Annotated in this window: 23 protein-coding genes and 1 pseudogene; 19 read left to right on the top strand and 5 right to left on the bottom strand. The window is 65.4% G+C overall.

Translation table 11 applies throughout. The features are described 5' to 3' along the window. Positions 1-34 precede the first annotated feature (34 nt). The 16 genes and pseudogenes from miaB (at position 35) to PI87_RS18365 (ending at position 17,061) form a co-directional block, all read left to right on the top strand. Positions 35-1,417, top strand: coding sequence for a tRNA (N6-isopentenyl adenosine(37)-C2)-methylthiotransferase MiaB (gene miaB, locus PI87_RS18445; protein ID WP_039599164.1), 1,383 nt, complete (start codon positions 35-37; stop codon positions 1,415-1,417). 21 nt (positions 1,418-1,438) lie between these two features. Next, positions 1,439-2,440, top strand: a complete 1,002-nt coding sequence (locus PI87_RS18440) for a PhoH family protein (protein WP_039599163.1) — start codon at positions 1,439-1,441, stop codon at positions 2,438-2,440. A gap of 2 nt (positions 2,441-2,442) precedes the next feature. Further along, positions 2,443-3,261: an rRNA maturation RNase YbeY gene (gene ybeY / locus PI87_RS18435; protein WP_039599162.1), complete on the top strand. Its 819-nt coding sequence runs from the start codon at positions 2,443-2,445 to the stop codon at positions 3,259-3,261. Between the two features lie 369 nt (positions 3,262-3,630). After that, entirely contained in the window at positions 3,631-4,959 is a 1,329-nt protein-coding gene (locus tag PI87_RS28605) for a hypothetical protein (protein WP_039599160.1), read from the top strand. Between the two features lie 195 nt (positions 4,960-5,154). Then, positions 5,155-6,048 (top strand): HlyC/CorC family transporter, encoded by an 894-nt coding sequence (locus PI87_RS18420; protein WP_039599159.1) that lies wholly within the window; start codon positions 5,155-5,157, stop codon positions 6,046-6,048. Positions 6,049-6,125: 77 nt separating this feature from the next. Further along, positions 6,126-7,646: an apolipoprotein N-acyltransferase gene (gene lnt / locus PI87_RS18415; protein WP_039599158.1), complete on the top strand. Its 1,521-nt coding sequence runs from the start codon at positions 6,126-6,128 to the stop codon at positions 7,644-7,646. A 176-nt stretch (positions 7,647-7,822) separates the two neighbouring features. Beyond that, positions 7,823-8,821, top strand: coding sequence for a glycine--tRNA ligase subunit alpha (glyQ, locus tag PI87_RS18410; RefSeq protein WP_039599199.1), 999 nt, complete (start codon positions 7,823-7,825; stop codon positions 8,819-8,821). Further along, positions 8,818-9,477, top strand: coding sequence for a hypothetical protein (locus PI87_RS18405; protein ID WP_039599157.1), 660 nt, complete (start codon positions 8,818-8,820; stop codon positions 9,475-9,477). The genes glyQ and PI87_RS18405 overlap by 4 nt, the downstream gene beginning before the upstream one ends. Positions 9,478-9,556: 79 nt before the next feature. Further along, on the top strand, positions 9,557-11,659 hold the full coding sequence (gene glyS / locus PI87_RS18400) for a glycine--tRNA ligase subunit beta (RefSeq protein ID WP_039599156.1): 2,103 nt from the start codon (positions 9,557-9,559) through the stop codon (positions 11,657-11,659). A 31-nt stretch (positions 11,660-11,690) separates the two neighbouring features. Next, the gene (gene gmhB / locus PI87_RS18395) at positions 11,691-12,278 is read left to right on the top strand and encodes a D-glycero-beta-D-manno-heptose 1,7-bisphosphate 7-phosphatase (protein WP_039599155.1); all 588 of its coding nucleotides are present in this window, start codon (positions 11,691-11,693) and stop codon (positions 12,276-12,278) included. 9 nt (positions 12,279-12,287) lie between these two features. Further along, positions 12,288-13,040 (top strand): lysophospholipid acyltransferase family protein, encoded by a 753-nt coding sequence (locus PI87_RS18390; protein WP_039599154.1) that lies wholly within the window; start codon positions 12,288-12,290, stop codon positions 13,038-13,040. Next, positions 13,037-13,918, top strand: a complete 882-nt coding sequence (locus PI87_RS18385) for a M48 family metallopeptidase (RefSeq protein WP_039599153.1) — start codon at positions 13,037-13,039, stop codon at positions 13,916-13,918. Before PI87_RS18390 ends, PI87_RS18385 begins: the two co-directional genes overlap by 4 nt. A gap of 54 nt (positions 13,919-13,972) precedes the next feature. Further along, positions 13,973-14,719, top strand: a complete 747-nt coding sequence (locus PI87_RS18380) for a hypothetical protein (RefSeq protein WP_052321588.1) — start codon at positions 13,973-13,975, stop codon at positions 14,717-14,719. Positions 14,720-14,824: 105 nt separating this feature from the next. Next, positions 14,825-15,963, top strand: a pseudogene (locus tag PI87_RS18375) (MGDG synthase family glycosyltransferase). Next, the gene (locus tag PI87_RS18370) at positions 15,960-16,451 is read left to right on the top strand and encodes a hypothetical protein (RefSeq protein WP_039599152.1); all 492 of its coding nucleotides are present in this window, start codon (positions 15,960-15,962) and stop codon (positions 16,449-16,451) included. The pseudogene PI87_RS18375 and the gene PI87_RS18370 overlap by 4 nt, the downstream one beginning before the upstream one ends. A gap of 13 nt (positions 16,452-16,464) precedes the next feature. Next, positions 16,465-17,061 carry a dual specificity protein phosphatase family protein gene (locus PI87_RS18365; protein ID WP_039599197.1) on the top strand — a complete coding sequence of 199 codons (597 nt, stop codon included), beginning with the start codon at positions 16,465-16,467 and terminating at the stop codon, positions 17,059-17,061. A gap of 13 nt (positions 17,062-17,074) precedes the next feature. Here the strand turns inward: PI87_RS18365 and PI87_RS18360 are convergent, their stop codons facing one another. After that, entirely contained in the window at positions 17,075-18,001 is a 927-nt protein-coding gene (locus tag PI87_RS18360) for an NmrA/HSCARG family protein (RefSeq protein ID WP_232314023.1), read from the bottom strand. Positions 18,002-18,072: 71 nt separating this feature from the next. On the opposite strand from PI87_RS18360, the gene PI87_RS18355 reads away from it, so the two are divergent. The 3 genes from PI87_RS18355 (at position 18,073) to PI87_RS18345 (ending at position 20,366) form a co-directional block, all read left to right on the top strand. Next, on the top strand, positions 18,073-18,975 hold the full coding sequence (locus tag PI87_RS18355) for a LysR family transcriptional regulator (RefSeq protein WP_039599150.1): 903 nt from the start codon (positions 18,073-18,075) through the stop codon (positions 18,973-18,975). Positions 18,976-19,069: 94 nt separating this feature from the next. Then, complete coding sequence (gloA, locus tag PI87_RS18350) at positions 19,070-19,477, top strand: lactoylglutathione lyase (protein WP_039599149.1); 408 nt, start codon at positions 19,070-19,072, stop codon at positions 19,475-19,477. Continuing rightward, entirely contained in the window at positions 19,461-20,366 is a 906-nt protein-coding gene (locus PI87_RS18345; RefSeq protein ID WP_039599148.1) for a DMT family transporter, read from the top strand. Before gloA ends, PI87_RS18345 begins: the two co-directional genes overlap by 17 nt. On the opposite strand, the gene rsmA is transcribed toward PI87_RS18345, so the two are convergent. The 4 genes from rsmA to PI87_RS18325 form a co-directional block, all read right to left on the bottom strand. After that, the gene (rsmA, locus tag PI87_RS18340) at positions 20,353-21,198 is read right to left on the bottom strand and encodes a 16S rRNA (adenine(1518)-N(6)/adenine(1519)-N(6))-dimethyltransferase RsmA (protein ID WP_039599147.1); all 846 of its coding nucleotides are present in this window, start codon (positions 21,196-21,198) and stop codon (positions 20,353-20,355) included. The genes PI87_RS18345 and rsmA overlap by 14 nt on opposite strands. A 35-nt stretch (positions 21,199-21,233) precedes the next feature. Continuing rightward, positions 21,234-22,259 (bottom strand): 4-hydroxythreonine-4-phosphate dehydrogenase PdxA, encoded by a 1,026-nt coding sequence (gene pdxA / locus PI87_RS18335; protein ID WP_039599146.1) that lies wholly within the window; start codon positions 22,257-22,259, stop codon positions 21,234-21,236. Positions 22,260-22,356: 97 nt separating this feature from the next. Continuing rightward, positions 22,357-23,865 carry a peptidylprolyl isomerase gene (locus tag PI87_RS18330; protein ID WP_039599145.1) on the bottom strand — a complete coding sequence of 503 codons (1,509 nt, stop codon included), beginning with the start codon at positions 23,863-23,865 and terminating at the stop codon, positions 22,357-22,359. Beyond that, positions 23,858-26,311 carry an LPS-assembly protein LptD gene (locus PI87_RS18325; RefSeq protein ID WP_039599144.1) on the bottom strand — a complete coding sequence of 818 codons (2,454 nt, stop codon included), beginning with the start codon at positions 26,309-26,311 and terminating at the stop codon, positions 23,858-23,860. The genes PI87_RS18330 and PI87_RS18325 overlap by 8 nt, the downstream gene beginning before the upstream one ends. Positions 26,312-26,364: the final 53 nt, after the last annotated feature.

Raw genomic sequence — 26,364 nt, 5'->3', positions numbered from 1 at the left:
CACGTGCCCCCAGGTCAACCACTGTGAACGGCACATGAAAAAAGTCTTCATCAAAACCTACGGCTGCCAGATGAACGAGTACGACTCGGACAAGATGTCCGACGTGCTCAACGCGGCTGAAGGTCTCGTCCCCACCGACACGCCCGAAGATGCGGACGTGATCCTCTTCAACACGTGCTCCGTGCGCGAGAAGGCGCAGGAGAAGGTGTTCTCCGAGCTCGGCCGCGTCAAGGCGCTCAAGGCACTCAAGCCGGACCTCGTCGTTGGCGTAGGCGGCTGCGTGGCGAGCCAGGAAGGCGCCTCCATCGTGGCGCGCGCGCCGTACGTGGACGTCGTCTTCGGCCCGCAGACGCTGCACCGCCTGCCGGATCTGATCGCCGCCCGCCGCCGCACGGGCCGCTCGCAAGTGGATGTGTCCTTCCCCGAGATCGAGAAGTTCGACCACCTGCCGCCCGCGCGCGTGGAAGGCGCATCGGCGTTCGTGTCGATCATGGAAGGCTGCTCGAAATATTGCAGCTACTGCGTGGTGCCCTACACGCGCGGCGAAGAAGTCTCGCGCCCGTTCGACGACGTGCTGGCCGAGGTGGCCGGCCTGGCCGCACAGGGCGTGCGCGAAGTCACGCTGCTGGGCCAGAACGTCAACGCCTACATTGGCAAGATGGGCGACACCAGCGAGCGCGCAGACTTCGCCCTGCTGCTCGAATACGTGGCCGAGATTCCGGGCATCGAGCGCATCCGCTACACGACCAGCCACCCGAAGGAATTCACGCAGCGCCTGATCGACGCCTACGCCACCAACCCGAAGCTGGTCGACCACATGCACCTGCCCGTGCAGCACGGCTCCGACCGCATCCTGATGGCGATGAAGCGCGGCTACACGGTGCTCGAATACAAGAGCATCATCCGCAAGCTGCGCGCGATCCGGCCGAACATCTCGGTGGCGACGGACTTCATCGTCGGCTTCCCGGGCGAGACCGATGCGGACTTCGCCAAGACGATGGACCTGATTCACGAGATCGGCTACGACACCTCGTTCAGCTTCATCTACAGCCCGCGCCCCGGCACGCCGGCCGCCAACCTGCACGACGATACGCCGCAGGCCGTCAAGCTCGAACGCCTGAAACATTTGCAGGCGACCATCGAAGAGAACGTCGCGCGTATCAGCCAGGGCATGGTCGGCAGCGTGCAGCGCATCCTCGTGGAAGGCCCGTCGCGCAAGGACCCGACCGAGCTGCATGGCCGCACCGAGAACAACCGCGTGGTCAACTTCGCCCTGCCCGATCTGCCGCAGGCGCGCCGTGACCAACTGATCGGCCAGATGCTAGATGTGCGCATCGTGCACGCCTTCCCGCACTCGCTGCGTGGTGAGGTGACGGACCAGCGCACGGAACAGCACGTCGTCGGCACGGCCCACTGATCATCAACCCGCATAGATTTGATGAAACCCACCACCGCTGAATTCACAGCGCCCAAGAACGACAACACGCGCCTGCAGAACCTGTGCGGGCCGCTGGATGAAAACCTGCGCCAGATCGAACAGGCGCTGGACGTAACCATCAACCGGCGCGGCGCCAAGTTCACCGTGCGCGGCGCCAACGCGCAGGGCGCGGCCAACGCGCTGGAGACGTTCTACAACAGCGCACGCGATCCGCTGTCGGTGGACGATATCCAGCTTGGTCTGGTGGAAACCCGGCAGGTGGCCGCGCATGGTGCCTACGTGCCCGAAGCCGACCACAAGGGCCTTGACGTGCCGGACGGTAACGACCTGTCGCCAGTGCTGCACACGCGGCGCACCGACCTGCACGGCCGCACGCCGATGCAGCGCGAATACCTGCGCAGCATTCTCTCGCACGACCTGTCGTTCGGCATTGGCCCGGCCGGTACCGGCAAGACGTATCTGGCCGTCGCCTGCGCGGTGGACGCGCTCGAGCGCGACGCCGTCAAGCGCATCGTGCTGACGCGCCCAGCCGTGGAAGCCGGCGAGCGCCTGGGCTTCCTGCCCGGTGACCTCGCGCAGAAAGTCGACCCGTACCTGCGCCCGCTCTACGATGCGCTGTACGACCTGCTCGGCTTTGACAAGACGCAGAAGATGTTCGAGCGCCAGATGATCGAGATTGCGCCGCTTGCCTACATGCGCGGGCGCACGCTCAACCACGCCTTCATCATCCTGGACGAAGCCCAGAACACCACGCCGGAACAGATGAAGATGTTCCTCACGCGGATCGGCTTCGGCTCCAAGGCGGTGATTACTGGTGACACCACGCAGATCGACCTGCCGCGCGGCCAGAAGAGCGGCCTGATTGAAGCGCAGCATGTGTTGCGCGACGTGCGCGGCGTGTCGATGACGCGCTTTTCCAGCATCGACGTGGTGCGGCACCCGCTGGTCGCCCGCATCGTCGAGGCCTATGACGAATTCCATGCCCAGCATAAGGACGCCTGAACGTGGCTAAAGACAAAACCAAGACCAAGAAGACCCAAACCGCCGCTCCCGAAACGCTCGGTCCGCGTGTCGACGTATTCGACGCCAAGGGCAAGCCGAAGACGGTGGACGCCAGCGCCCTGCGCATCGCCTTTGCCGACGGCCGCAGCCTGATCATCAGCGTGCCCGACACTGCCGATGGCGCCATCACCCTGGTTGCCGAACATTCCGACACCAACACGAACGCCATGCTGTCGCTGCGCCCCGAGCACCACGACAGCGTCACGTTGCGCATCGAGGCCGAGCCGGTACAAACCGAGCGAACCGAAGACCTGGACGACCCGTTCTGGAACAACGGTGGCGAGGCCTTCGACGACGCAGAGATGCTCACGCTCGACCTCACCGTGCAGCACGGTGATGAGCTAAAGGCGGCCGCACGCAAGGCACTGCCGAGAGAGAAGGACATCGAAGCGTGGATTGCCCCGGCGCTGTTTGCCGATGCGCAACTCAACGTGCGCTTTGTCGGCGAAGAAGAAGGCCGCACGCTCAACCGCACGTACCGCGAGAAGGATTACGCCACCAACGTGCTGACGTTCTCGTACGCAGAAAGCGATGAAGACCCGGTGGCCGCCGACATCGTGCTGTGCTGCCCGGTGGTAGAGAAGGAAGCCAAGGAACAAGGCAAGCCGCTGCTCGCGCACTACGCGCACCTGATCGTGCACGGCGCGCTGCACGCACAGGGTTACGACCACGAAGACCCGGCCGATGCCGAAGAGATGGAAGGCATCGAAACCGAGATCCTCGGCGATCTGGGTTTTGCCGATCCGTACGCGAGCCGCTGACGCATCTCCCGCCTCGCAGCCAGACGCCGGCCTTGTGCCGGCGTTTTTGTTTTCTGCTACAGGAACGCAACACCGCGTTTCAACGTTGAATCAAGTCCGCTTTCCGCAGATCCAGTCCTGACAACGGTTTGCGGCATCTCCTCCGCCATTCGATGCAGGCGCGCGCCCATCGAATCGCTCATGCGCCCCGCATCGGCCGTCGGCCATCTGGCACCTGCCCTGCTCTCCGTACGGGGAATGGGTTTTGCCATGGCAATCCATATCCTCGACTCATAAGCCGCCACCCGAGCGCGCTCGATCAAATTCGCCGCAACAGGCGTCATGGGCCAACCCGCGCACAGACGGGCGCGGCCACGCGGGGAGGTCATCATGCGTCAACGTTTCATGGACAGCATTCCATGGGCCACACTGCTCGTGGGTGTGGGTGTCGGCACCGCGCTCGCGGTCACACCTCGAATCGCACATGCGGATCACAAGCAGTCGTGCTACGCAGGCGTGGTCGTGGTGTTTGATGGCACATGGCATCCGGGCGCGGTGGTCGGCTGTCGTACCGTCAACATCTCCGACAGCAACAACGTGATCGGCGCGGAAGTGAACTTCATGATCGCGCAGGGCACGATCCGGCCACGCGTGCAGGCAGTGGTCGGCAGCACCAGCGTGCAGGCGCTCATTGGTGGCGGCTACGACTTCGCAAGCAGCAAGGCACTGGTAGGCGTGGGCGCAACCGGTGACCACTGGATCGCGGGCGCCGACATGGAGATCGCCGGACGCTGGACGGCCTACGGCGGCGCGACCACGCTCGGCCGCTATCACGGCAACACGCACGACCCCGTCACAACGCCCGCTCCGGCACCGGCAAGCACCAACGTGACGGCACCGCCCTCCACGAACAACAACTCGCCAGCCCCCACGCCGGCACCGGCACCCGGCAAGTCGCCTAGCCCTAGCCCTAGCCCGAGCCCGAGCCCGAGCCCGAGTCCGAGCCCGAGTCCGAGCCCGAGTCCGAGCCCGAGTCCGAGCCCGAGCCCGAGTCCGAGTCCGAGTCCGACACCGACACCGACACCGACACCGACTCCGACTCCGACTCCGACTCCGACTCCGACTCCGACTCCGACTCCGGTTCCGACTCCGGTTCCGAGCCCAACGCCCGCTCCGACACCGGCGCCTGGCGGCGGGCATCACCACCACCATCATCACGACCACGATCATGGTGGTGATGGCAACCATGGCGGGGATCACGACCACGGTGGCGACAGCAACCACGGCGGAGACCACGACCACGGCGGCGATGGCAACCATGGCGGAGACCACGACCACGGCGGCGATGGCAACCATGGCGGAGACCACGACCACGGCGGCGATGGCAACCATGGCGGGGACCACGACCACGGTGGCGATGGCAACCACGGCGGAGACCACGACCACGGTGGCGACGGCAACCACGGCGGAGACCACGACCACGGCGGCGACGGCAATCATGGCGGGGACCATGACCACGGTGGTGGCGACGACCACAACCATTCCGGCCATGACAACGGCAACCACAAAGACAAGGGCAATCACCAAGGCCAGGACGACAACAGCCAAGGCGACAACGATCATGGCGGCGACGGCCGCCAGGGCACAGGCAGTAATGAGGGTAGCGGGCACACCGGTGATGACGGTCACCAGCAAGGCGGCAAGGACAGCGGCGACTGACCGTTTCCCCCTCGGCAGGCGCCGCGCCACGCCACCCGGGCCGGCCCCCTGAAGTGCAATTCAACGCACATCAGGGGGCTTGGTGCCCACCTCACGCCGTGTTGGAAAGCGCCCACCAATCCGCCGCCTGCGTCATCGGGGCGGCGAGTCTTTTGGTGTATGCTGGGCCGATGTTTAACGACGCGCGACCGCGCCATGAATGATCCGTATCCCAGTCCGAAGCCAGCCGACAAACCCCGTACGCTGCTGGAACGCCTGACCGACCTCATCTCGCCCGAGCCCGAATCGCGGGCCGAGCTCCTAGAAATCCTCCAAGACGCGCACGCGCGCAGCCTGATCGACGCCGACTCCCTGTCGATGATCGAAGGCGTTTTCCAGGTTTCAGACCTGTGCGCGCGCGACATCATGATCCCGCGCGCGCAGATGGACGCGCTCAACATCGCCGACGCGCCGTCTGAGTTCATCCCCTTCGTGCAGGAAGCTGCGCACTCGCGCTTCCCCGTCTACGAAGGCAGCCGTGACAACATCATCGGCATCCTGCTGGCCAAGGATCTGCTGCGCTTCTATACCGATGAAGACTTCGACGTGCGCGACATGCTGCGCCCGGCCGTGTTCATCCCTGAGTCGAAGCGCCTGAACGTGCTGTTGCGCGACTTTCGCGTCAACCGCAACCACATCGCCATCGTCGTCGACGAATACGGCGGCGTGGCCGGCCTCATCACCATTGAAGACGTGCTGGAGCAGATCGTCGGCGACATCGAAGACGAATACGACATCGAAGAGGAAGAGGACAACATCCTCGCCACCGCCGATGGCCACATGCGCGTGCGCGGCCTGACCGAGATCGAACAGTTCAACGAAGCCTTCGGCACGCACTTCTCGGATGAGGACGTCGACACCATCGGCGGGCTGCTGTCCAACCACCTCGGCCGTGTGCCGCATCGGGGCGAGAAGATCGTCCTGGGCACACTGCAGTTCGACGTGCTGCGCGCCGATGCGCGGCAAGTGCAAGTGCTGCTGGTGCGCCGTCTCACCACCCCGACCGGCGGCGATGCCTCGGTCGACGCTTCCGGTTCCAACCCCGTCTGACCCTCGTGCCCGCTCAGTTCTCCTCCCCTGCCGCCGAACCACCCCGCCGGCAGGACGCTCCCGCTGTGCCGTCTACCTTGTCGCTCGCCCGGCTGCGCTTTGCGATGCCGCTGGCGGCGCTGCTGGGCGTCATGCATACGCTGTCGTTCGCGCCCAACCACTGGTGGTGGCTGCAGATCCTGTCGCTGACGGGGCTCGCTGCCCTGGTGCAGCGCGCACCGCGTTTGCGTGACGCGGCCTGGGTCGGCTATGCCTTCGGGCTCGGCTGGTTCCTCTCGGGCGTCTGGTGGCTTTTCATCAGCATGCACGTGTATGGCGACATGCCAGCGTGGATGGCTGCGCTGGCGGTGCTGCTGTTCGCGGGCTATCTGGCACTGCATCCGGCGCTGGCGGTGTGGGCGTGGCAGTGGTTCACGCGCGATGGCCGCTTGGGCCGGTGGTCGGGCACGGCGTCGGCACTGGTGTTCGGTGCGACGTGGGCCGTCACGGAATGGCTGCGCGGCACGGTGTGGACAGGCTTCCCCTGGATCAACGGCGGCTATGCCCACACCGATGGCCCGCTGGCCGGCTACGCGCCGCTGATGGGCGTGTACGGCATCGTGCTGATTGCCGCCACGCTGGCCGGCCTGCTGTGCATGGCCGCCGAGCGCCGCCTGCACTGGCTGACCGCCATCGTGGGCGCTGTGGTGCTCGTGGCCGGCTGGCCGCTGCATGGCATTGCGTGGACGCAACCGGTGGGCAAGCCGATCTCCGTGCGTCTCTTGCAGGGCAACGTGCCGCAGGATGTGAAATTCCAGCAGACCGGCATCGAGCGTTCGCTGGAGCTGTACACGAAGATGGTCACCGAGAAGCCCGCGCAACTGGTGATCACGCCCGAGACGGCCTTCCCGATCATGATCCAGGAGATGCCGCAAGAGATCGCGCTGGCCATCCGCACGTATGTGGATACCACCGGCTCCAGCGTGCTGTTTGGCGCGGCCAGCCAGGATTCGGCGGTGGATTACACCAACAGCGTATTCGGCGTCGGCCCGCAGTTCCAGGGCGTGTACCGCTACAACAAGCACCACCTGGTGCCCTTCGGCGAGTTCATCCCCTTCGGCTTCCACTGGTTCGTCAACATGATGAACATGCCGCTGGGTGACTTCCGGCGCGGTCTGCCGGTGCAGCCAGCCATGACGGTGGCCGATCAGCGCGTCGCGCCCAACATCTGTTACGAAGATTTGTTTGGCGAAGAGATTGCCGCCTCGCTGCGGCACGCGGACCAGCCCGCCACGATGCTCGCCAACGTGACGAACCTGGCGTGGTTTGGCGACACGATTGCGCTGGACCAGCATTTGCAGATCTCGCGCATGCGTGCGCTGGAGACGGGCCGCCCGATGCTGCGCGCCACCAATACCGGCGCCACCGCCGTGGTGCGCCCGGACGGCAGCGTGCAGGCACGCCTGCCCGTTTTCACGCTTGGCACGCTGCAGGCCGAGGTGCAAGGCACGCAAGGCCTGACGCCATTCGTGCGGGCCGGTAACGCGCCCGCGTTGGGCGTGGGCGTGCTGGTGCTGCTGGCTGCGCTGGTACGCCGTCGTCGCGCCGGAACGCACTGATCGATCACCGCCCGGAGGGCTTTCGAGCCACTTTCCGGGGCGGCTGACAAAAAACGCTAAAATTCAACGTTTTACGGCGGGCACGTAGCCAGGCGCTTCTCGTGCCCGCCGCTGCATTCCACCGCCGCGCGGCGCACAGCATTGCTGCGTGCCGCAGCGGACCAACGGGTACCACCATGCTCACCTTCCAGCAAATCATCCTCAAGCTGCAGTCGTACTGGGACGCCCAGGGCTGCGCCCTGCTGCAACCGATCGACCTCGAAGTCGGCGCCGGCACTTCGCACGTGCACACCTTCCTGCGTGCGATCGGTCCCGAGCCGTGGCGGGCAGCCTATGTACAACCGTCGCGCCGCCCCAAGGATGGCCGCTATGGCGAGAACCCCAACCGCCTGCAGCACTACTACCAGTATCAGGTGGTGCTCAAGCCCGCGCCGGAAAACATCCTCGACCTGTATCTCGGTTCGCTGGAAGCGCTGGGCCTGGACCTGAAGCAGAACGACGTCCGCTTTGTGGAAGACGACTGGGAGAACCCCACGCTCGGCGCCTGGGGCCTGGGCTGGGAGGTGTGGCTCAACGGCATGGAAGTCACGCAGTTCACGTACTTCCAGCAAGTCGGCGGCCTGGATTGCAAGCCGGTCACGGGTGAAATCACCTACGGTATCGAGCGCTTGGCGATGTACCTGCAGCAGGTCGAGAACATCTACGACCTGGTCTGGACCGAGTGGGAAGAACCGGGCCCTAACGGCCCCGTGAAGCGCCGCCTGACCTATGGCGATGTCTACCACCAGAACGAAGTCGAGCAATCGACCTACAACTTCGAGCACGCCGACACCACGGTGCTGTTCCGCCGCTTTGCCGAGCACGAAGCCGAAGCCAAGCGCCTAATGGGCGTGCGCCCCGAGGGCGATGCAGCCGCGGCTGAAAGCGAGGCACCGGTCGTGCAACTGGCCCTGCCCGCCTACGAGCAAGTGCTCAAGGCTGGCCACACGTTCAACCTGCTCGACGCACGCGGCGCCATTTCGGTGACGGAGCGCGCGGCTTACATCGGCCGCATCCGCAACCTGTCGCGCCTGGTCGCACAGGCCTACTACGACTCGCGCGAGCGCCTGGGCTTCCCGATGTGCGGCACGGCTGCCGCATCTGCCGCAACCGCCGCTACCACGGAGGCTGCATGACGGCCACGCGCATGCGACGCGGGCTGGCCTTGCTGACGGCGGCATCGGTCGCCGCGCTGGCGCTGCCGGCCGGCGTTGCACAAGCAGCGCGGCATCGCACATCCAAGCCGGTATCGACGGAACAGATCTTCGTTGTGCCGAGCAATCTGACGCAGATCTGCGTGGCCGATTCCAAACCGCTGCAGCAAGCACTGGGCACGGCGTGGACACCGGCGCCGCCCGCACTCGACCAATGGACGAGCCTGGCGCGCACGATGGCCTGCGACCTGTCTGGCGCGCGTGATCTCGGCTGGCACCGCGTGCCGCTGCGCACGTACGCCACCGCCCTGCGCTTCCCGCTCACCTGGGTTGAGTGGCAGGGCTCCGGGGCCAAGGCACAGCGCCGTGCGCGCGTGTTCCGCTCATCCGCGCAGATGCCGAGCCGCCTGGAATTCAACGTATCCGGCACGCTGCAAGAGGTGCGCTATGACGCGCGCCGCGGCACGCTGTCTGCACGCTTCCTGCGCCGCGATGCGGCCGCGCCCGGCACCAACCCCGCGCCGATCGCACCACCGCCCCCGCCGGGCCAGTGCGCCGGCACGCAACTGCAGTTCCAGCAGCAAGGCGGCGTGTGGCTGCTCTCGGGCGTGGAGCCCGTGCCCGGCTCGCCGTGCTGACCACTGAACACAACAACGTAACCGCCGCACGCAAGATCGTTAAGCGGCGCAGAACAACGACGTCACCGATTCAACTGCTATGTCCACCCTCCTGATCGAACTGCTGACCGAAGAACTGCCGCCCAAGGCGCTGGCCCGCCTGGGCGAGACGTTTGCGCGCGGCCTCTTTGACGGTCTGTCGGCGCAAGGCCTGCTGGAAGACAATGCCAGCGTGGAAGGCTTTGCCACGCCGCGCCGCTTGGCTGCGTCGATCACCGGCGTGCGCCGTGCCGCGCCCGATCGCGAGCTGCGCGAAAAGGTGCTGCCCGTGACCATCGCCTTCGACGCCGAAGGCAAGCCCGCTGCGCCGCTCGTCAAGAAGCTGGCCGCGCTGGCCAAGACGGTGGGCGTGGAAGCCATCGCGCCCGAATCGCTCGAACGTGCGCCGGACGGCAAGGCGGAATCGCTCTTCTACCGCTACACCGCGCGCGGTGCCGTGCTGGCCGAGGGGCTGCAGACCGCACTGACGCAGACCATCGCCAACCTGCCGATCCCCAAGGTGATGACGTACCAGCGCCCGAACGGCGTGGAGATGGAAAGCGTGCAGTTCGTGCGCCCCGCGCACAAGCTGATCGCGCTGCTGGGTAGCGAAGTCATTCCCGTCAGCGCGCTGGGCCTGCAATCGGGCAACGTCACGGTGGGCCATCGCTTCCTGTCGAGCGGCGACATCGTCATCGCCGATGCCACGTCGTACGCGAGCACACTGGAAGCGCAAGGCAAGGTCATCGCGAGCTATGCCAAGCGCCGCGAAGCGATCCGCGCCGAGCTGTTGAAAACCGCCGGCGCCGACACAGTGGTGATGCCCGAAGCGCTGCTGGATGAAGTGAACTCGCTGGTCGAATGGCCCGTGGTCTACCCCTGCCACTTCGAGGAAGCCTTCCTCGCCGTGCCGCAGGAATGCTTGATCCTGACCATGCAGACCAACCAGAAGTACTTTGCGCTGACCGATGCGCAAGGCCATCTGCGCAACCGCTTCCTGATCGTCTCGAACATCGCCACCGGCACGCCTGAGGCCATCATCCAGGGCAACGAGCGCGTGGTGCGCCCGCGCCTGGCCGATGCCCGCTTCTTCTTCGAGCAAGACAAGAAGAAGCCGCTGGCCGACCGTGTGCCGCTGCTCTCGCGCGTGGTCTATCACAACAAGATCGGCACGCAGCTTGAGCGCGTGTCGCGCCTGCAGGCCATCGCTGGCCAACTCGCCGAGAAGCTTGGCGCGGATATGGCACACGCCTCGCGCGGTGCGCTGCTGGCCAAGGCTGACTTGCTGACCGACATGGTGGGCGAGTTCCCCGAGCTGCAAGGCACGATGGGCACCTACTACGCCCGCCACGACGGTGAACCCGACGACGTGGCGCTGGCCTGTTCCGAGCACTACCAGCCACGCTTTGCCGGCGACACGCTGCCCAGCACCGCCACCGGCACCGTGGTGGCGCTGGCCGACAAACTGGAAACGCTGGTCGGCATCTGGGGCATCGGCCTGCAACCCACGGGTGAGAAAGACCCGTTCGCGCTGCGCCGCCACGCACTGGGCATCCTGCGCATGCTGATCGAAAAGCCGCTTGCGCTGACGATCGACGACGCGCTGCAGATTGCCGCCGCCAGCTTCGACGGCATTGCCACGGTCAAGCCCGACCTGGCTGCCATCACCGACTTCCTGTACGACCGCCTGCGCGGCTACCTGAAGGACAAGGGCTACAGCACCAATGAGGTGGAAGCCGTGGTCAGCCAGCGCCCGCAGCGCCTGGACGACATCGTTGCGCGCCTGGAAGCCGTGCGCGCGTTTGCCGCCCTGCCGCAAGCCGAAGCCCTGGCCGCTGCCAACAAGCGCATCACCAACATCCTGAAGAAGACCGACGTCGCCGTCGGCGCGGTGCAGCCGCAACTGCTCAAGGAAGACGCCGAGCGCGCGCTGCATCAGGCAGTCGCTGCGTCCGAGCCGCAGGTGCACGACGCGTTTGCGCGCGGCGATTTCACCACCGCCCTCAAGACGCTGGCTGGCCTGCGCGAAGCGGTCGACACCTTCTTCGACGGCGTGATGGTGATGGCTGACGACACCGCGCTGCGTGACAACCGCCTGGCGCTGCTGGGTGAGTTGCACGGCCTGATGAACCGCGTGGCGGACATCTCCAAGCTGGCTGCCTGATTGCCAGCCTGCGCCTAGCCCGGAGCCTGACATGCCCCACATCCCCAAGCTGGTGATCCTTGACCGTGATGGCGTGATCAACCTCGACAGCGACCAGTTCATCAAGTCGCCCGACGAGTGGATCCCCATCGACGGCAGCCTGGAAGCCATTGCCGAGCTGAACCAGGCCGGCTACGAGGTGGTGGTCGCGACCAACCAGTCGGGCATCGGCCGCGGGCTGTTCGAGGCCGCTGCACTCAACGCCATGCACGAGAAGATGTACAAGGCGCTGACCGCATTTGGCGGCCGCGTCGACGCTGTCTTCTTCTGCCCCCACACCGCTGCGGACGCCTGCGAATGCCGCAAGCCCAAAGCCGGCATGTTCCGTGAGATCGCACGCCGCTTTGACGTGGACCTGACGGGCGTGCCGGTGGTTGGCGATTCGCTGCGCGACCTGCAGGCGGGCGTGGAGGTTGGCGCCGTGCCGCACCTCGTGCTGACCGGCAAAGGCATCAAGACGCGCGACGCCGGCAATCTGCCGCCCGGCACCCAGATCCACAACGACCTGCGCGCGTTTGCGCGTGCGCTGCTGTCGCCTGCACCCCAGGGCGCGCCTTCGCGTGCACCTAGTGCCCCTTGAAGTCACACCATGACCTTTATCCGTTCGCTGCTGCTGCTGATTTTCCTGGTCGTCTGGACGCCGATTTATGCGGTGGCCTGCTTCATCGTGTTTCCGATCCTGAACCCGCATCGCCGTTTCTGGATGGTGACGGGGTGGACCAAGTCCGTGATCTGGACGGCGCGCTTCCTGGTCGGCATCCGCTGGAAATACGAGGGCTGGGAGCATATTGAAGAGGCCGTCGCCACCAACAAGCAGGTGGTCCTGCTCTCCAAGCACCAGTCGGCCTGGGAGACCATGGCCTATGTTGCGACCATGCCGCGCCCGCTGTGCTTCGTGTTCAAGCGCGAGCTGCTGTTCGTGCCGTTCTTCGGCTGGACGCTGGGCCTGTTGAAGATGGTGCACATCAACCGCAAGGACGGCGCCAATGCGTTCGCCTCGGTGGCGCGCCAGGGCAAGGAGCGCCTGGCCGACGGCGCGTGGGTCATCATGTTTCCGGAAGGCACGCGCACCCGCTCGGGTGATCCGAAGCCGCGCTACAAGAGCGGCGGTGCACGCTTTGCCGTGGATACCGGCGCATGGGTCATCCCCATCGCACACAACTCCGGGCGCGTGTGGCCGCGCAATTCGTTCTTGAAGCATCCAGGTCTGATCAGGCTGTCGGTCGGCCCGGCCATTCCGACCACCGGCAAGACCAGCGATCAGCTCAACCGCGAAGTCGAAGCGTGGATCGAAACAGAAATGCGTAGAATCGACGCCGATAGCTACCGCGAGCGTGCATGAAACTGCTGCGACCACCGACTTCGCCGACCACCGCCGACAGCGTTCAGCTCGAACTGCCGCTGCTCGCGCCTGAAGCGCCGTCGCTCCCGAACTCGCAGCCGGATGCCGCCCTCCTTGCCCCACCCGGAGTCGATCCCACCAACGTACCGTTGGGCCCCAACCAGCGCCGCCTGACGCTGGGCGAGCGTGCGCTGGTGTACAACCTCAAGCGCTCGTCGCGGCGCACCATCGGCTTTGTCATCGATGACCGTGGGTTGTCCATCACGGCACCGCGCTGGGTCACGCTGGGTGAGATCGAACACGCCATCTCCGAAAAGCAGAAGTGGATCTTCGCCAAGCTGGCGGAGTGGCGCACCAGTGCTGCGCGCCGCGTGCTGCCGCCGATGGAATGGCAGGACGGCGCAACGCTGCCCTTCCTCGGCAAGTCGATCACGCTCAAGCTTGAGTCGCCCATCGGCGCCCTGATGTTCGATGCCGATGCGTGCATGCTGCATCTGGGCCTGCCGCCCGCGGCCACCGAACAGCAGATCAAGGACCGCGTACAAGGCTGGCTGCAGACGCAGGCGCGCCGCCTGTTCGGTGAACGGCTCGACGTGTATGCCGAGCGCCTGGGCGTACGACATAGCGCGTATGCGCTGTCTTCCGCCGCCACGCGCTGGGGCAGCTGCACGGCCGACGGCAAGATCCGCCTGAACTGGCGCCTTGTGCATTTCCCGATGAGCCTGATCGACTACGTGGTCGCGCACGAGCTTGCGCACCTCAAGGAAATGAACCACAGCCCGCGCTTCTGGGACACCGTGGAATCGATCTTCCCCGAGTTTCGCGAGGCACGCGAGCAACTGCGCTCGCACCCGCCGGAATATCTGCCGGCGTTCTGAGGGCGCTGCCCTCTTGCCCTCCACGCACGGCGCAGGCACGCAGCGCCGCCCTCCATGATCTTCGCCCCCACCCTCTCCCTGCTGGGCTTCCTGCTGCTCGTCATCCTGCCGCTGGTGGGCGTGCTGGGCACGATCCTGATGATCGGCTTCGTCATCTTCAGACCGGAGAAGAAACGCCCTCCGCTGTCCAGGAAAGCGCGGACATGGGTGCGCGTGTTGGTAGCCGTGCTTGCCATGCTGGATCTGTGGGCGGGTTATCTGTACTACGAATCCGTCGGCATCTCACGCGAGATCGCAGCAAAGGATGCGAACAGAACCGCACGGGAAAACTTCGTCCTCGATCGCGACTTCCAGTATGGCGATCTGGTGATTCCGGCACGCAGCCAGATCACCCGCTACGACCCGTTTGACAATGGCGAGAAGGATTTGCCGCTGGCATTGCGCGGCCTGCGCACCGTGCGCTTTCCCCATCCGGTGCGGGTGGCGGGCGTCAACACCGAGGCGATGGACGTATCGACCCTGACGATGAAACTCGTGTTGAGCGAGGACCAAACGATCGGCCCGCTCTTCGCTTACAACCAGAAAGGGAAACTGTCACGCGAGGGCCAACCGGCGTCCGTCGCCTGCAAACGCGGACAGATCGCTCGCTTCGACGCGCCCTCAATCCCCTACGACATCGTGGCCGAATTCGCCAAGCCGGAACCGGACGGCCCCGATGCCCGATTCAAACCGAGCCAGTGGCAATTCCTGGGCTGTACGCACGGCGCGTCGATCGACCTGCCGCCCATCGCGCCGCGCTGACGCATCTATCCGTGGCCTGATCAGATCGTGCATTCCACCGGCAGCGCGGTTGGTGGAGAATACGCCACCCGGCAACCCGATGAAGCCGGAACTCCTACGCCAATCATGAAGAAGATTCTGCTCCTGAGTGTCAGCGCCGGCGCCGGCCACATGCGTGCCGCTGAAGCCATTCGTGCCTTTGCCGATACGCACCCCGCCGGTGTCGAAGCCACGCACCTCGACGTGATGGACTTTGTGTCGGCGGGCTTTCGCAAGCTCTACACCGACTTCTACATCAAGCTGGTCAGCAACCAGCCGGCACTGTGGGGCTACCTGTATCAGAAGACCGATGAGGCCGCGCCCAGCGCGTTCTCCCAGAAGATCCGCCGCGCAGTCGAACGGCTGAACAGCCGCCCGTTGCTGGCCGAGATCAAGCGCCAGCGCCCCGATGCCATCATCTGCACACACTTCCTGCCGGCAGAACTGCTCTCCCGCGAACTCGGCAAGGGGCGCCTGGACGTGCCGGTCTGGGTGCAGGTGACCGATTTCGATCTGCACAGCATGTGGATCGTGCCGAACATGCGCGGCTACTTCGCGGCCAATGAAGAAATCGCGTGGCGCATGCGCGAGCGTGGGCTGGCAGCGGAAGCCGTGCACGTGAGCGGCATTCCCGTGATGCCGGCATTCGGCAAGCCGCTCGATCGTGCGGCGTGCGCGGCAGAGTTCGGCATCGACCCGAAGCGCAAGACCTTCCTGATGATGTCGGGCGGTGCCGGCCTGGGCGGCCTCGATGCGCTGGCCGAACGGCTGCTGGCGATGGACGGCGACTTCCAGCTCGTCGCGCTGGCGGGCAAGAACCAGACGATGCTGGAAGCGCTGCAGCGTGTTGCGCAGCGCTATCCGGGGCGCCTCTTCCCGCAGGGCTTCACGCACCAGGTCGAACGCCTGATGGCCTGCGCCGACCTGGTCATCACCAAGCCGGGCGGCCTGGCCACCTCCGAATGCATGGCGATGCAGTTGCCGATGATCGTCAACTCGCCCATCCCCGGCCAGGAAGAGCGCAATGCCGATTTCCTGTTGGAGCAAGGCGTGGCGCTCAAGGCCATCGACGATGCCGCACTGGAATTCCGCATTCACGCACTGCTCAAGGAGCCGGATCGACTGACGGCAATGCGGCACAAGATTGCACCGCTGGGCGCCCGCACGCGGGGCAATTCGTGCTCGACCGCGTGCTGGACCTGACCGCACAAGCCCGCGCCGCATGAACGCTGCCGACTTCATTCCGCAGCGCCGGACGCTGGCGCTGGTGGCCTGGGTGGTGCTGCTCGGCTTCTTCTTTGCCAACGTCGAGATCCAGATCGAGGGCAGCGCCGGCTGGGCCGCCAACCTGCCCACGTGGCGCATCGAAAAGCACTGGCTGCTCGACCTCTTCTGGGGTGGCCGCCCGATGACCGGCTATCACGCCTGGGTGTTCCCGTTCGTGGCGCTGTTCTTCCACCTGCCGGTGGTGTTCAACGGCCAGTGGTCATGGCGCATCGAGGCACGCGTCATCGCCTGCATCATGGTCTTCTGGCTGGTGGAAGACTTTCTCTGGTTCGTGCTGAACCCCGCCTACGGCATCGCGAAGTTCACGCCCGCCAATGTGCCCTGGCACATCCACTGGACGGCCTTTGCCCCGACCGACTACTGGACCATGAGCGCCGCCGCGATCGTGCTGTTCTTCATCTCACGCACGCGCGCCGCGGCGCGCTGACTTGCCCGCCTCCATGCGCATTCTTGCTCTTGCCACCGCAGCACTCCTGCTGATCGGCCCACTCCAATCGGCCAACGCAGACACGACACCGCCTGCCCCATCTTCGGCCAGCCGCCCGCTCCAGTGGGCGCAGAGCGTGCAGGATGCGCCGGTGAATAACCTGCACCGCATCACACCGTCGCTCTATCGCAGCGCGCAATTGTCGAAGGATGACCTTCCCCAGTTGCAGAAGCTCGGCATCAAGAAGGTCATCAGCTTTCGCGCCTTCCATTCGGATACCGAAATCCTGGCAGGCAGCGGCATCACCATGCAGCGCATCCCCATCAACACCTGGAACATCCGTGACGAAGACATGGTGACCGCGCTCAAGGCCCTGCACGAGGTCGAGCGTGACGGCCCGGTGCTGATCCATTGCCAGCACGGCGCGGATCGCACAGGGCTCGTGTCGGCGCTGTACCGCGTGGTGTACCAGGGCTGGACGAAGGAACAGGCGCTGGATGAGCTGCAGCATGGCGGCTACGGCTTCCACTCGATCTGGCAGAACATCACGCGCTATCTGCAGCGCGTGGACGTTCAGCGGCTGCGTCAGCAGGTCGAGGCGCAGGGCTGATCCTTCAGCCGCATCAAGCCACGCTCGGCATGCGCGTGGCTGCGGCCAGCTCGCCGATGTATTGCGCCAGCGTGCGCGGCGGCCGGCCAAGAATGGCCCGCAGCGTCAGGCTGTTGCCGCGCAGGCCGTGGCGTGCGTAGTGCTTTTGAACGTTGCCGAGCATCGCCAGCTGGTGCGGGTCAAGCACCCGTGCCGCGCGCGCAGCCCACTGCTCGAATGACATCTCCGCCGCCTCGATCTCGCGCCCCAGCGCATCGCTGATGAGCCGGGCGATCTCGCCGCGGGTCGGCGCCTCGTCGCTGCACAGCTCGAACGTGCCGTACGCGAGGCGATCTGACGTCAGCGCAATGGCGGCCACTTCCGCCACGTCGCGATAGTCGACGCGCGCCACGCGCGTGCTCGCCGGCAACGGCTCGGCAAGGCGGCCCTGGGCGACGATGCCATCCCAGCCGCGCTCCAGGTTCTGGAAGAAGTTGGCCGGATGCAGGATCGTGTACGCCATGCCCGAGGCATACAGCGCGCTTTCCACCGGCACCTTGACGACATGATTCTCGAGCGACGTGTCGGTCGGCTGGATCACCGACGAGAACACGAACCGCCGCACGCCAGCGCGCTGCGCTACGTCGATCATGTTCAGGCCCATCTGCGTTTCTTCCGCCGCGAAGGCCGGACCGATGTAGAACACGCCATCCACACCCGCCGCCGCACGCTCCTGTGAAGCCACGTCGCGCAGATCACCGATGGCGATCTCGCTGGCGCCGCGCTGGCGTGCCTGCGCCGCGCCCCGCTCGTCGCGCACCAGACCCCGCACGCGCACACCGCGCGCCACCAGTTCCGGCACCACCAGGCCCGCAAATTTCCCGGCCGCCCCCACCACCAACACCGTCTGCACTGACCTCGACATCACGCGCTCCTTGTTTTGCGAGAGAGATGCGTGCATCGTAGATTGCAGCCCATTTTGAGAGAATACGGCTTTCATCGAATACATCCTCCCGAAAATCAGGAGAATCCATGGACCGTGCCGACGACATTGCCGTCTTCATCGCCGTGGTGGAGGCCGGCAGCCTGACCGCTGCCGCACGCCGGCTTGAACGCTCGCTGCAGGCGGTGAGCCGCTCACTGGCGCTGCTGGAGCAAAGCATTGGCATCGCATTGATCCGGCGCACCACACGCCGCTGCAGCCCGACCGAAGCCGGCGCAGCGTTCTACCGGCGAGTGAAGCCCGCGTTTGCGGAAATCCACGACGCCTGGGCCGAAGCCGCCGAACTGCGTGACGAGCCCACCGGCGTGCTGCGCATCAGTGCGCCAGTGCTGTTTGCGCCAACCTACCTCGTGCCCACCGTGGCGAAGTTCATGGCGCGCCATCCGCGCGTGGAAGTCGATCTAACGCTCACGGACGCCTTTGCCGACCTGATCGGCCAGGATCTGGACCTGGCAGTGCGCATCGGCGACCTGCCCGACTCCGATCTGAAGGCGCGGCGCCTGGGCGTGCTGCGGCGCGTGGTGTTCGGCACGCCCGACTACTTCGCGCGGCGCGGTTATCCGCAGCACCCATCGGACCTAGCGCAACACGCATGCGTGGTGCGGCCCGTACCCGGACAAGAGAGCACATGGCCATTCCTGATCGACGGCAAGCCGCGTCGTGTGAAGGTGAGCGGACGCTTCCGCGCAGATGCCAGCGCGTCGGCCATCGAAGGTGTGGCGCAGGGGCTGGGCATCGGCTTTGGGCCACTGTGGCAGGTGCGCCATCTGCTGCAGGCGGGGCGCATCGAGATCGTGCTGGTGCCGTTCGAGCCACAGCCAACGCCCGTGCAGCTCGTCTGGCACCCGACACGCACACCGCTGGCGCGCACACGGTTGTTTGCGGACTTCCTGGTCGATGCGCTGAAGGATGAAGCGGGCTTGAAGGCGTGAAGCCGTATCTGCGTCGGGGTTGCCTGCCGTCAGCGCGTTTGCTCAGGGCGCCCTAAAATAACGCCTCTTTGCAGTTCTCCAGGTAGGAATCCCCATGCGAATGCTCCACACCATGCTGCGCGTCGGCGACATGCAGCGCTCGATCGACTTCTACACCAAGGTGCTCGGCATGCAGTTGCTGCGCACCAGCGACAACCCCGAATACAAGTACTCGCTGGCCTTCGTCGGCTACGGCCCGGAAGCCGGCAACACCGTCATCGAACTGACCTACAACTACGGTGTGAGCGAGTACGACCTCGGCTCCGCGTTCGGCCACCTCGCCATCGAAGTCGAGAACGCCGCACAGGCCTGCGACCAGATCCGCAATGCGGGCGGCAAGGTCACGCGTGAGGCTGGTCCGGTCAAGGGCGGCACGACCGTCATCGCGTTTGTGGAAGATCCGGACGGCTACAAGATTGAGCTGATCCAGGCACGCTCGATGCCCGATGGCAACCGCCACTGACGCGGTCCGCCGCCCGCTGGACGGCACTGCCATCGGCCTGATGGTGGTGCTGTGCATGTGCTGGGGCTTCCAACAGGTCGCCATCAAGGTGGCCGTGCACGACGTTGGCCCCGTCATGCAGGCCGGCGTGCGGTCGACGATTGCCTCGGTGCTGGTGCTGGCGTTTGCGCTGTGGCGCGGCACATGCCTGTCGGTACGTGACGGCACGCTGCCCGGCGGCCTGATGGCAGGCATCCTGTTCGGTGTCGAGTTCCTGTGCATCTTCATCGGCCTGGGCTACACCACGGCTTCGCGTATGGCGGTGTTTCTCTACACCGCGCCGATCTTTACCGCGCTTGGCCTGCACGTCTTCGTGCCGGGCGAGCACCTGCGCGCGCGCCAGTGGATCGGCATCGGCATTGCATTTGCGGGGATCGTGCTGGCATTTGCCGACGGCATCCTGCACCCGGCGGCTGGTCCGTCCACGTCGTTGGGCGATGCGCTGGGCGTAGTGGCCGGCGCGCTGTGGGGCGCGACGACCATCGTGGTGCGTGCGACCAAGCTGTCGAACGCGCCGGCGGCGAAAACGCTGTTGTATCAGTTGGTCGTCTCGGCGGCCTTGCTGATGGTGATGGCGGCCGGCACCGGCCAGGTCTTCACGGCCAACCTGACACCAACCGCGCTGGCCAGCCTCGCCTATCAGTCCGTGCTGATTGCATTTGCCAGCTACCTGACGTGGTTCTGGCTGCTGCGCCGCTACCTGGCGTCGCGGCTGTCGGTATTCTCGTTCCTGACGCCGCTGTTTGGCGTGGCCTTTGGTGTGATGCTGCTGCACGAGCCGGTCGGCCTGCGCTTTGCACTGGCCGCCGCGCTGGTGCTCTCGGGCATCCTGCTCGTCAATCTTCGCTAAGGTCTGACATGCTGCCGGCGATGCGGTTTGCCGGCAGCGCGTTCGCCACCGCGACGAAGTCCGCTACCGCCACCTCTTCTGCGCGCCGGCCCAGGTCGAAGCCCAGCGCCTCGAAATCGATCACGTCGCGCAGTGCGCCCAGCGTATTGCGCAGCACCTTGCGTCGCTGCGAGAACGCCATCGTCACCACCGTGCCGAGCGCGCGCATGTCGACCGGTGCATACGGCGATTTGTCTGCGGGCCACGGAATCATCCGCACGACAGCCGAATCCACCTTGGGCGGCGGGTTGAACGAACCCGGCGGCACATCCAGCACCGGCTCCATGTAGTACCGCACCTGCAGCATCACCGACAGCCGGCTGAACGCCTTGCTGCCCGGCTCGGCCACCATGCGGTCAACCACCTCTTTCTGCAGCATGAAGTGCTGATCGCGCACGCGGTCGGCAAACGTGGCCAGGTGAAACAGCAGCGGGCTGGAAATGTTGTACGGCAGGTTGCCGACAATGCGCAGCGGCCGGTCTGCCTCATACAGCGAACCGAAGTCGAAGGCCAGCGCGTCGCCCGCATGCACGATCAGCCGATCGCCAAAGCGCCGCTGCAGGCGCGCCACGAGATCACGGTCCAGCTCGACCACTTGCAGCGTACGCACACGCTCCATGAGCGGCACGGTGAGCGCGCCCAGGCCAGGGCCGATTTCGACAAGCACGTCGTCGGGCTTCGGATCAATGGCCGCAACGATGGCGTGGATCACGCCGTCATCGACCAGGAAGTTCTGGCCGAAACGCTTGCGGGCCTGATGCCCCTGGTGAACGCCGGTCGTGGATCGTGCCATCGTGAAACTCGAAATCGAAAAGGGTAAAGCGGAAATCAGGAACGTGCCGCACGGGCGGCACTCCGCGCCATGGCGATGGCAGTGTCGACCGCCTCGAGCATGCTGCCAAACTCGGCGCGGCCCGTGCCGGCCAGTGTCAGCGCGGTGCCGTGGTCGACCGACGTGCGCACGAACGGCAAGCCCAGCGTGATGTTCACGCCGTGGCCGAAGGTGCCGTACTTGAGCGGTGCCAAACCCTGGTCGTGGTACATCGCCAGCACGCAATCGGCATCGGCCAGCAGGCGCGGCTGGAACAGCGTGTCGGCCGGATACGGGCCACGGGCGTTGATGCCCCGATCCAGCGCGCGGGCGATGGCGGGCTCGATGACCTCGATTTCCTCGCGGCCGAGGTGCCCGGACTCGCCGGCATGCGGGTTCAGTCCCGTCACGAGAATGCGCGGCGCGCTCAGTCCGAAGCGGGTGCGCAGGTCACGCTGCAGGATGTCGAGCGTCTCGTCGAGCACGGCAGGCGTGATGGCATCCGGCACCTCGCGCAGCGGCAGGTGGGTGGTCGCCAAAGCCACGCGCAGCATGGCGTTGTTGTGTGCGGGCTGCGGACCGGCCAGCATCATCACCACACGCGGCGTATCGCTGCGCTCGGCAAGGTATTCGGTATGGCCGGTGAAGGGCACGCCAGCATCGTTGATGGTGCTCTTCTGTACCGGTGCCGTGACCATGGCGTCATAGCGGACCCCGTCGGCCGTACCGTGCAGGCAACCGTCGATGGCGGCGTCAAGCAGGTCGAGCACATAGCGCCCATTGGCCGCGTCGAGCACGCCCGCGCGCACCGGCTCAGCCAGCGGGCGCTCCACAATGGCCAGCGCCGTGGATGCCACGCGCCAGAAATCCCCCTGGCCGATGGCGTTGGCGCGCGCCTGCAGCAAGGCGGCATCACCAATCACATGCCACTGCACATCGGCATAGCGCGACGCGCCCTGCCGCGCCAGATGCAGCAACGCTGCCACGGTGATGTCGGGACCGATGCCGGCGGGCTCGCCGGTGGTGATGGCAATGTTCAGCATGCGACGCTTTTCGGAAGCGGTATTGAAGACAGTCTAGAAACGCCACGGCCGCCCGCAGGCGGCCGTGTGCGATGCGGATACCCGCAGCGTAGCAGGCTTATGGTTGTTGGCGATTCACGCGGTATTCCACGTGTGCGCTATCGCGCAGTTCGCGCAGCCAATCCTCATACGCCGCCTGGACCTTCTGCTCGCGGATCATCGAACGCGCATAGTCGCGCTGGCGGTCCACCGGCACCTCGGCTTCGCGGCGGCCTTCCACCTGGATCAGGTGCACGCCAAACTGGCTCTGCACCGGCTGCGAGACCTCACCCTGCTTGAGCAGGTTCATCGCCTGTTCGAACTCCGGCACCAGCTGACCCGGCGACACCCAGCCCAGCTCACCACCGGCGCTGGCCGAACCATCCTGCGAGTAACGGCGTGCTGCATCGCCAAAGTCATAGCCGTGGACGATACGGTCACGCAGACCAGCCAATTGGCGGCGCGCATCGTCGGCCGACATGGTCGCACCGGTCTTGATCAGGATGTGGCGCACCTGCGTCTGCTGCACCTTGGTGGCAATGGCGGTCGTCGGCGCACGCTTTTCAAGCAGCTTGATCACGTGGTAACCCGCTGGGCTTTCGATCACCTGGCCCGCCACCTGACCGGCCTTCATATCGATCACGGCGTTGGCGAACACCGCCGGCAAGCGACCGACCGGGCGCAGGCCCAGTTCGCCGCCTTGGGCTGCGTCTTGCGCGCCGGAATTCTCACGCGCCAGCTTGGCGAAATCGGCCCCACCCTGCGCTTGCTTGAGCAGGTTTTCCGCCTTGCTGCGCGCGGCGGCCTTTTGGTCAGCCGTGGCGTCTTCGGCCACCGGTACGAGGATCTGCGCAACGTTGTATTCCTGCTCGCCAGCCGCGGCGGCGTCGCCGCCCTGCTGCGCAAGATAGTTGTCGATCTCACCGTCGTAGACCTGCACCTTGGAATCCACCTCGCGCTCGCGCAGACGCGCCAGCAAGATTTCCTGGCGCAGATCCTGGCGGTACTTGTCGTACGCCATGCCCGACTCCGTCAGCTTGCTCTTGAGCTGCGCCACCGACAGGTTGTTACGCTGGGCCACGCTATCCACCGCGCGGTCCACGTCGGCATCGGAGACGCGGATACCGCTTTCCTTGGCGGTCTGTGCCTGCACGCGCTCCAGAATCAGCTGCTCGAGCACCTCGCCGAGCAGATCGGCACGCGGAGGCAGCGGCCGGTTCTGTGCGCGGAACGTACGCTCAACCAGGTCAGCGCGGTTGAGCAGCTCACGGCGGGTGATGACATCGGTGTTGACCACGGCCACCACTTCGTCGACGAGCTGGCTGCGCGGCGCGCCAGCTGCAGTCGGCCCAGGCAGCGTGCCTTGCAGCAGCGGTTGGCTGGGTGATGAACTCGGGCTGGCGAAGATGCCGCGCACGGGTGCGGCCTTCTTCTGTGCAGGTTGCGCCTGCTGTGCGTGAACCGCCGGCGACAGCATGGTCCCCGCCATGAGAGCAACCAGCATGCCGGTCGCAACGCGCACGCGGCTCAGAGGTGCCACACGCGTGGCGAAAGCAGTCGATTGGAAAGCCATGATGTCGTTATTCATATTGATCCAGCACGGACGGCGTAATCGGCTGCGCGGTCACCGGCTGATAGCCGGGCACGTTCAGACGAATCACGTCGATCGGATTGTTCCCCACCTTCGACAGGCCCTTGAACTCGATCTGGGCAAAGATGTGCGTCGTATAGCCCGAGACCGCGTTGCTGTAACGCTGCACGGCCAGGCGGCCAACCCAGCAATCGGCCACGTATTCGAGGCCAAGCAGCATATCCGATGGCTTGCGCGCATCCAGGTCGTAACCGATACGGCCCAGGCCGTACAACCGCCGCGTGATCGGCCACTGCGTCGAGATATCGGCCTGCTCCAGCGGCAACTGACCGGTGTTGGTGTCGGCGCGGTAGTAGCGGTAGCCGAGGTTGATCACCTTGTTGGCTTCCGGCTTCCAGCTGAACGCCACAGTCGAACGCATGACACGGTCGATGTCCTGATTGTACTGAAGGTTCGTATCGAAAAAGATGCCGCGGAACATCTGGATCGTGGTCGCACCCAGCAGGTCCGAATAGCGGCGCACCGCCGTCGGCGCGGCGCCAGCCAGCGTCACACGTTGACCATCTAGATCAATCCGTTGCGCGATTGTGGCGCGCAAACGCTCAATGCCCGATTCCGCTTCGACAAAGCGCGTGGTCACGCCCGCCGTCACCTTGTTGTTGTCGGCTATGCGGTCGTAGCCGGTGTACGGGTTCTCGGTAAAGATCTGGCCGAGGTTGTAATCCGACTGCCCCGTGTCGAACAACGGGATCTGCGACTGATCACGATATGGCGTGTAGACGTAGAACAAGCGCGGTTCCAGCGTCTGGATATAGCTCACGCCAAACAGCTTGGAAACCAGGGGCGCATCGCGCTCGAACGTCATGCCGGAATCGAGCGAGAACGTCGGCAGCGTGCGGTTGATCTGCGACTGCTGCGTATCGCCTGCCGGACGGTCCAGGCGGTACGACGTGGCGTTCAGGATGAACTTGGGCGTGACATACCAGCCCGGGCGGACGATCGGATAGCTGATCGTCGGCTGCATGAACAGCCGCTCGCCCTGCACGGTGTCCGGTGTTGGGATCGAGAACCGCGTGTAGTCGGTCTGAAAGTTGATATCAAACCCGCCGAGATCGTAACGCGTGTACGACAGGTTCAATTGCGGCACACGCTCGTACGGCGGCGACAGCGGGGTCGTGGCTGTCGACAGCGTCTGGAACTTCTGCACGCGCGCCAAGGCCACCCAGTCGCCGATCGAATACCTAACGCCACCTTCCTGCGTGTACTGACGCTGCGTTGCCGTCACGATACTGCGGCCGAGGTCATCCGGATACGTGTTGTCCGAGACCTTGTTGTAGTTGATGTAGGCGCTGAGCCCAGGCGCCAGGCTCTGTGTGTGTACAGCCGAAATCGACCAACGATTCCGACCCGCCTCACGGTCATCGGGCAGGAACTCCCCACGCAGCACACCGTTGTAGCTTGTGTCCAGGTAGCGGTATTCGGCACCGAGCTGCAATCCTCGCGTGGACAACAAGCGCGGATACAGCGTCAGATCGCGGTTGGGCGCAATGTTGAAGTAGTACGGCAGCGTGATATCAGCCCCGCTGCGGCTGTTGTAGCCAAACACCGGTGAGAGGAAGCCACTGCGCCGATCGTCATTAAGCGGGAAATCCATCACCGGGGCCGCAAACACGGGCACACCGAAGAAGTGCAGCACGCCATTGCGGCCGGTGCCGACCTGGCGGTCGCTGTCGATATCGATGCGGCTCGCGCTGAAGTACCAGTCGACATTGTCCGGTGAGCACGTGGTGTACGTGCCGCGTGTGATGCGGCTGTTGTCCTTGTCGATGAAGTCGATACGGTCTGCCGTGCCGCGGCCGCCAGTCGAATGGAACTCATACGCCGGCGTGCTCATGGTGCCTTCGTTGGCGGTGACCTTGAGCTTGGCGTCGGGGCCAGTGACCAGCGTGCCCCCCTTGAACAGGCGCACATTGCCGGTGGCGGTGGCAACGTCGGTGTCCTGGTTGTAGTCGAGCGTGTCGCCCTTCACCACCGTGCCGTTGCGCCGCAATTCGCCGTGGCCGCGCAGATGCACGTCTTCATTGGTGCGGCCGTCCATCTTGTCGGCCGCGGTAAATGTGGGGACAGTGTTGTCCTGGCGCTGAGCCGGCTCGGCCATCTTGGGCACGAGCGGGCTGCCGCCGGGCGTCGCCGGGCCGGAGGTGGCCAGCGCCGTCACGGAAGACTCAGACGAGGTCGCCGCAGGCGCCGATTGCGTGGTGTCCTGGCTCTGCGCTGCGGACGTCGCTGCCCAGACCCCGGCCACCGCGAACACCAGCGGCCGCAATGCCAGCGTGCTGCGCCGGTTTGCGGCCCCACGTTCAGCCCTGTCGGCGCCCCGCTCGTCGGGCTTGGCAACAGCAGTGCGCTGCCGGGTCTTCCTGGCTCGGTTGGGTTCGGTCATGCAAGTCGGAAACTGGGCACGCGCCGGGCGAATGGGCCCCGGGCGCGCTGGCA

Origin of the sequence: Ralstonia sp. A12, assembly GCF_000801955.1 — a bacterium.
In the GTDB taxonomy this organism is placed as follows: Bacteria; Pseudomonadota; Gammaproteobacteria; order Burkholderiales; family Burkholderiaceae; genus Ralstonia.
This window is presented reverse-complemented; position numbering and strand designations above follow the sequence as displayed.

Coding starts and splice junctions, on each gene's coding strand:
- miaB (WP_039599164.1), top strand. CDS start 35: ATGAAAAAAGTCTTCATCAAAACCTACGGCTGCCAGATGAACGAGTAC.
- PI87_RS18440 (WP_039599163.1), top strand. CDS start 1,439: ATGAAACCCACCACCGCTGAATTCACAGCGCCCAAGAACGACAACACG.
- PI87_RS28605 (WP_039599160.1), top strand. CDS start 3,631: ATGCGTCAACGTTTCATGGACAGCATTCCATGGGCCACACTGCTCGTG.
- PI87_RS18420 (WP_039599159.1), top strand. CDS start 5,155: ATGAATGATCCGTATCCCAGTCCGAAGCCAGCCGACAAACCCCGTACG.
- glyQ (WP_039599199.1), top strand. CDS start 7,823: ATGCTCACCTTCCAGCAAATCATCCTCAAGCTGCAGTCGTACTGGGAC.
- PI87_RS18405 (WP_039599157.1), top strand. CDS start 8,818: ATGACGGCCACGCGCATGCGACGCGGGCTGGCCTTGCTGACGGCGGCA.
- glyS (WP_039599156.1), top strand. CDS start 9,557: ATGTCCACCCTCCTGATCGAACTGCTGACCGAAGAACTGCCGCCCAAG.
- gmhB (WP_039599155.1), top strand. CDS start 11,691: ATGCCCCACATCCCCAAGCTGGTGATCCTTGACCGTGATGGCGTGATC.
- PI87_RS18390 (WP_039599154.1), top strand. CDS start 12,288: ATGACCTTTATCCGTTCGCTGCTGCTGCTGATTTTCCTGGTCGTCTGG.
- PI87_RS18385 (WP_039599153.1), top strand. CDS start 13,037: ATGAAACTGCTGCGACCACCGACTTCGCCGACCACCGCCGACAGCGTT.
- PI87_RS18380 (WP_052321588.1), top strand. CDS start 13,973: ATGATCTTCGCCCCCACCCTCTCCCTGCTGGGCTTCCTGCTGCTCGTC.
- PI87_RS18370 (WP_039599152.1), top strand. CDS start 15,960: ATGAACGCTGCCGACTTCATTCCGCAGCGCCGGACGCTGGCGCTGGTG.
- PI87_RS18365 (WP_039599197.1), top strand. CDS start 16,465: ATGCGCATTCTTGCTCTTGCCACCGCAGCACTCCTGCTGATCGGCCCA.
- PI87_RS18360 (WP_232314023.1), bottom strand. CDS start 18,001: ATGCACGCATCTCTCTCGCAAAACAAGGAGCGCGTGATGTCGAGGTCA.
- PI87_RS18355 (WP_039599150.1), top strand. CDS start 18,073: ATGGACCGTGCCGACGACATTGCCGTCTTCATCGCCGTGGTGGAGGCC.
- gloA (WP_039599149.1), top strand. CDS start 19,070: ATGCGAATGCTCCACACCATGCTGCGCGTCGGCGACATGCAGCGCTCG.
- PI87_RS18345 (WP_039599148.1), top strand. CDS start 19,461: ATGGCAACCGCCACTGACGCGGTCCGCCGCCCGCTGGACGGCACTGCC.
- rsmA (WP_039599147.1), bottom strand. CDS start 21,198: ATGGCACGATCCACGACCGGCGTTCACCAGGGGCATCAGGCCCGCAAG.
- pdxA (WP_039599146.1), bottom strand. CDS start 22,259: ATGCTGAACATTGCCATCACCACCGGCGAGCCCGCCGGCATCGGTCCC.
- PI87_RS18330 (WP_039599145.1), bottom strand. CDS start 23,865: ATGAATAACGACATCATGGCTTTCCAATCGACTGCTTTCGCCACGCGT.
- PI87_RS18325 (WP_039599144.1), bottom strand. CDS start 26,311: ATGACCGAACCCAACCGAGCCAGGAAGACCCGGCAGCGCACTGCTGTT.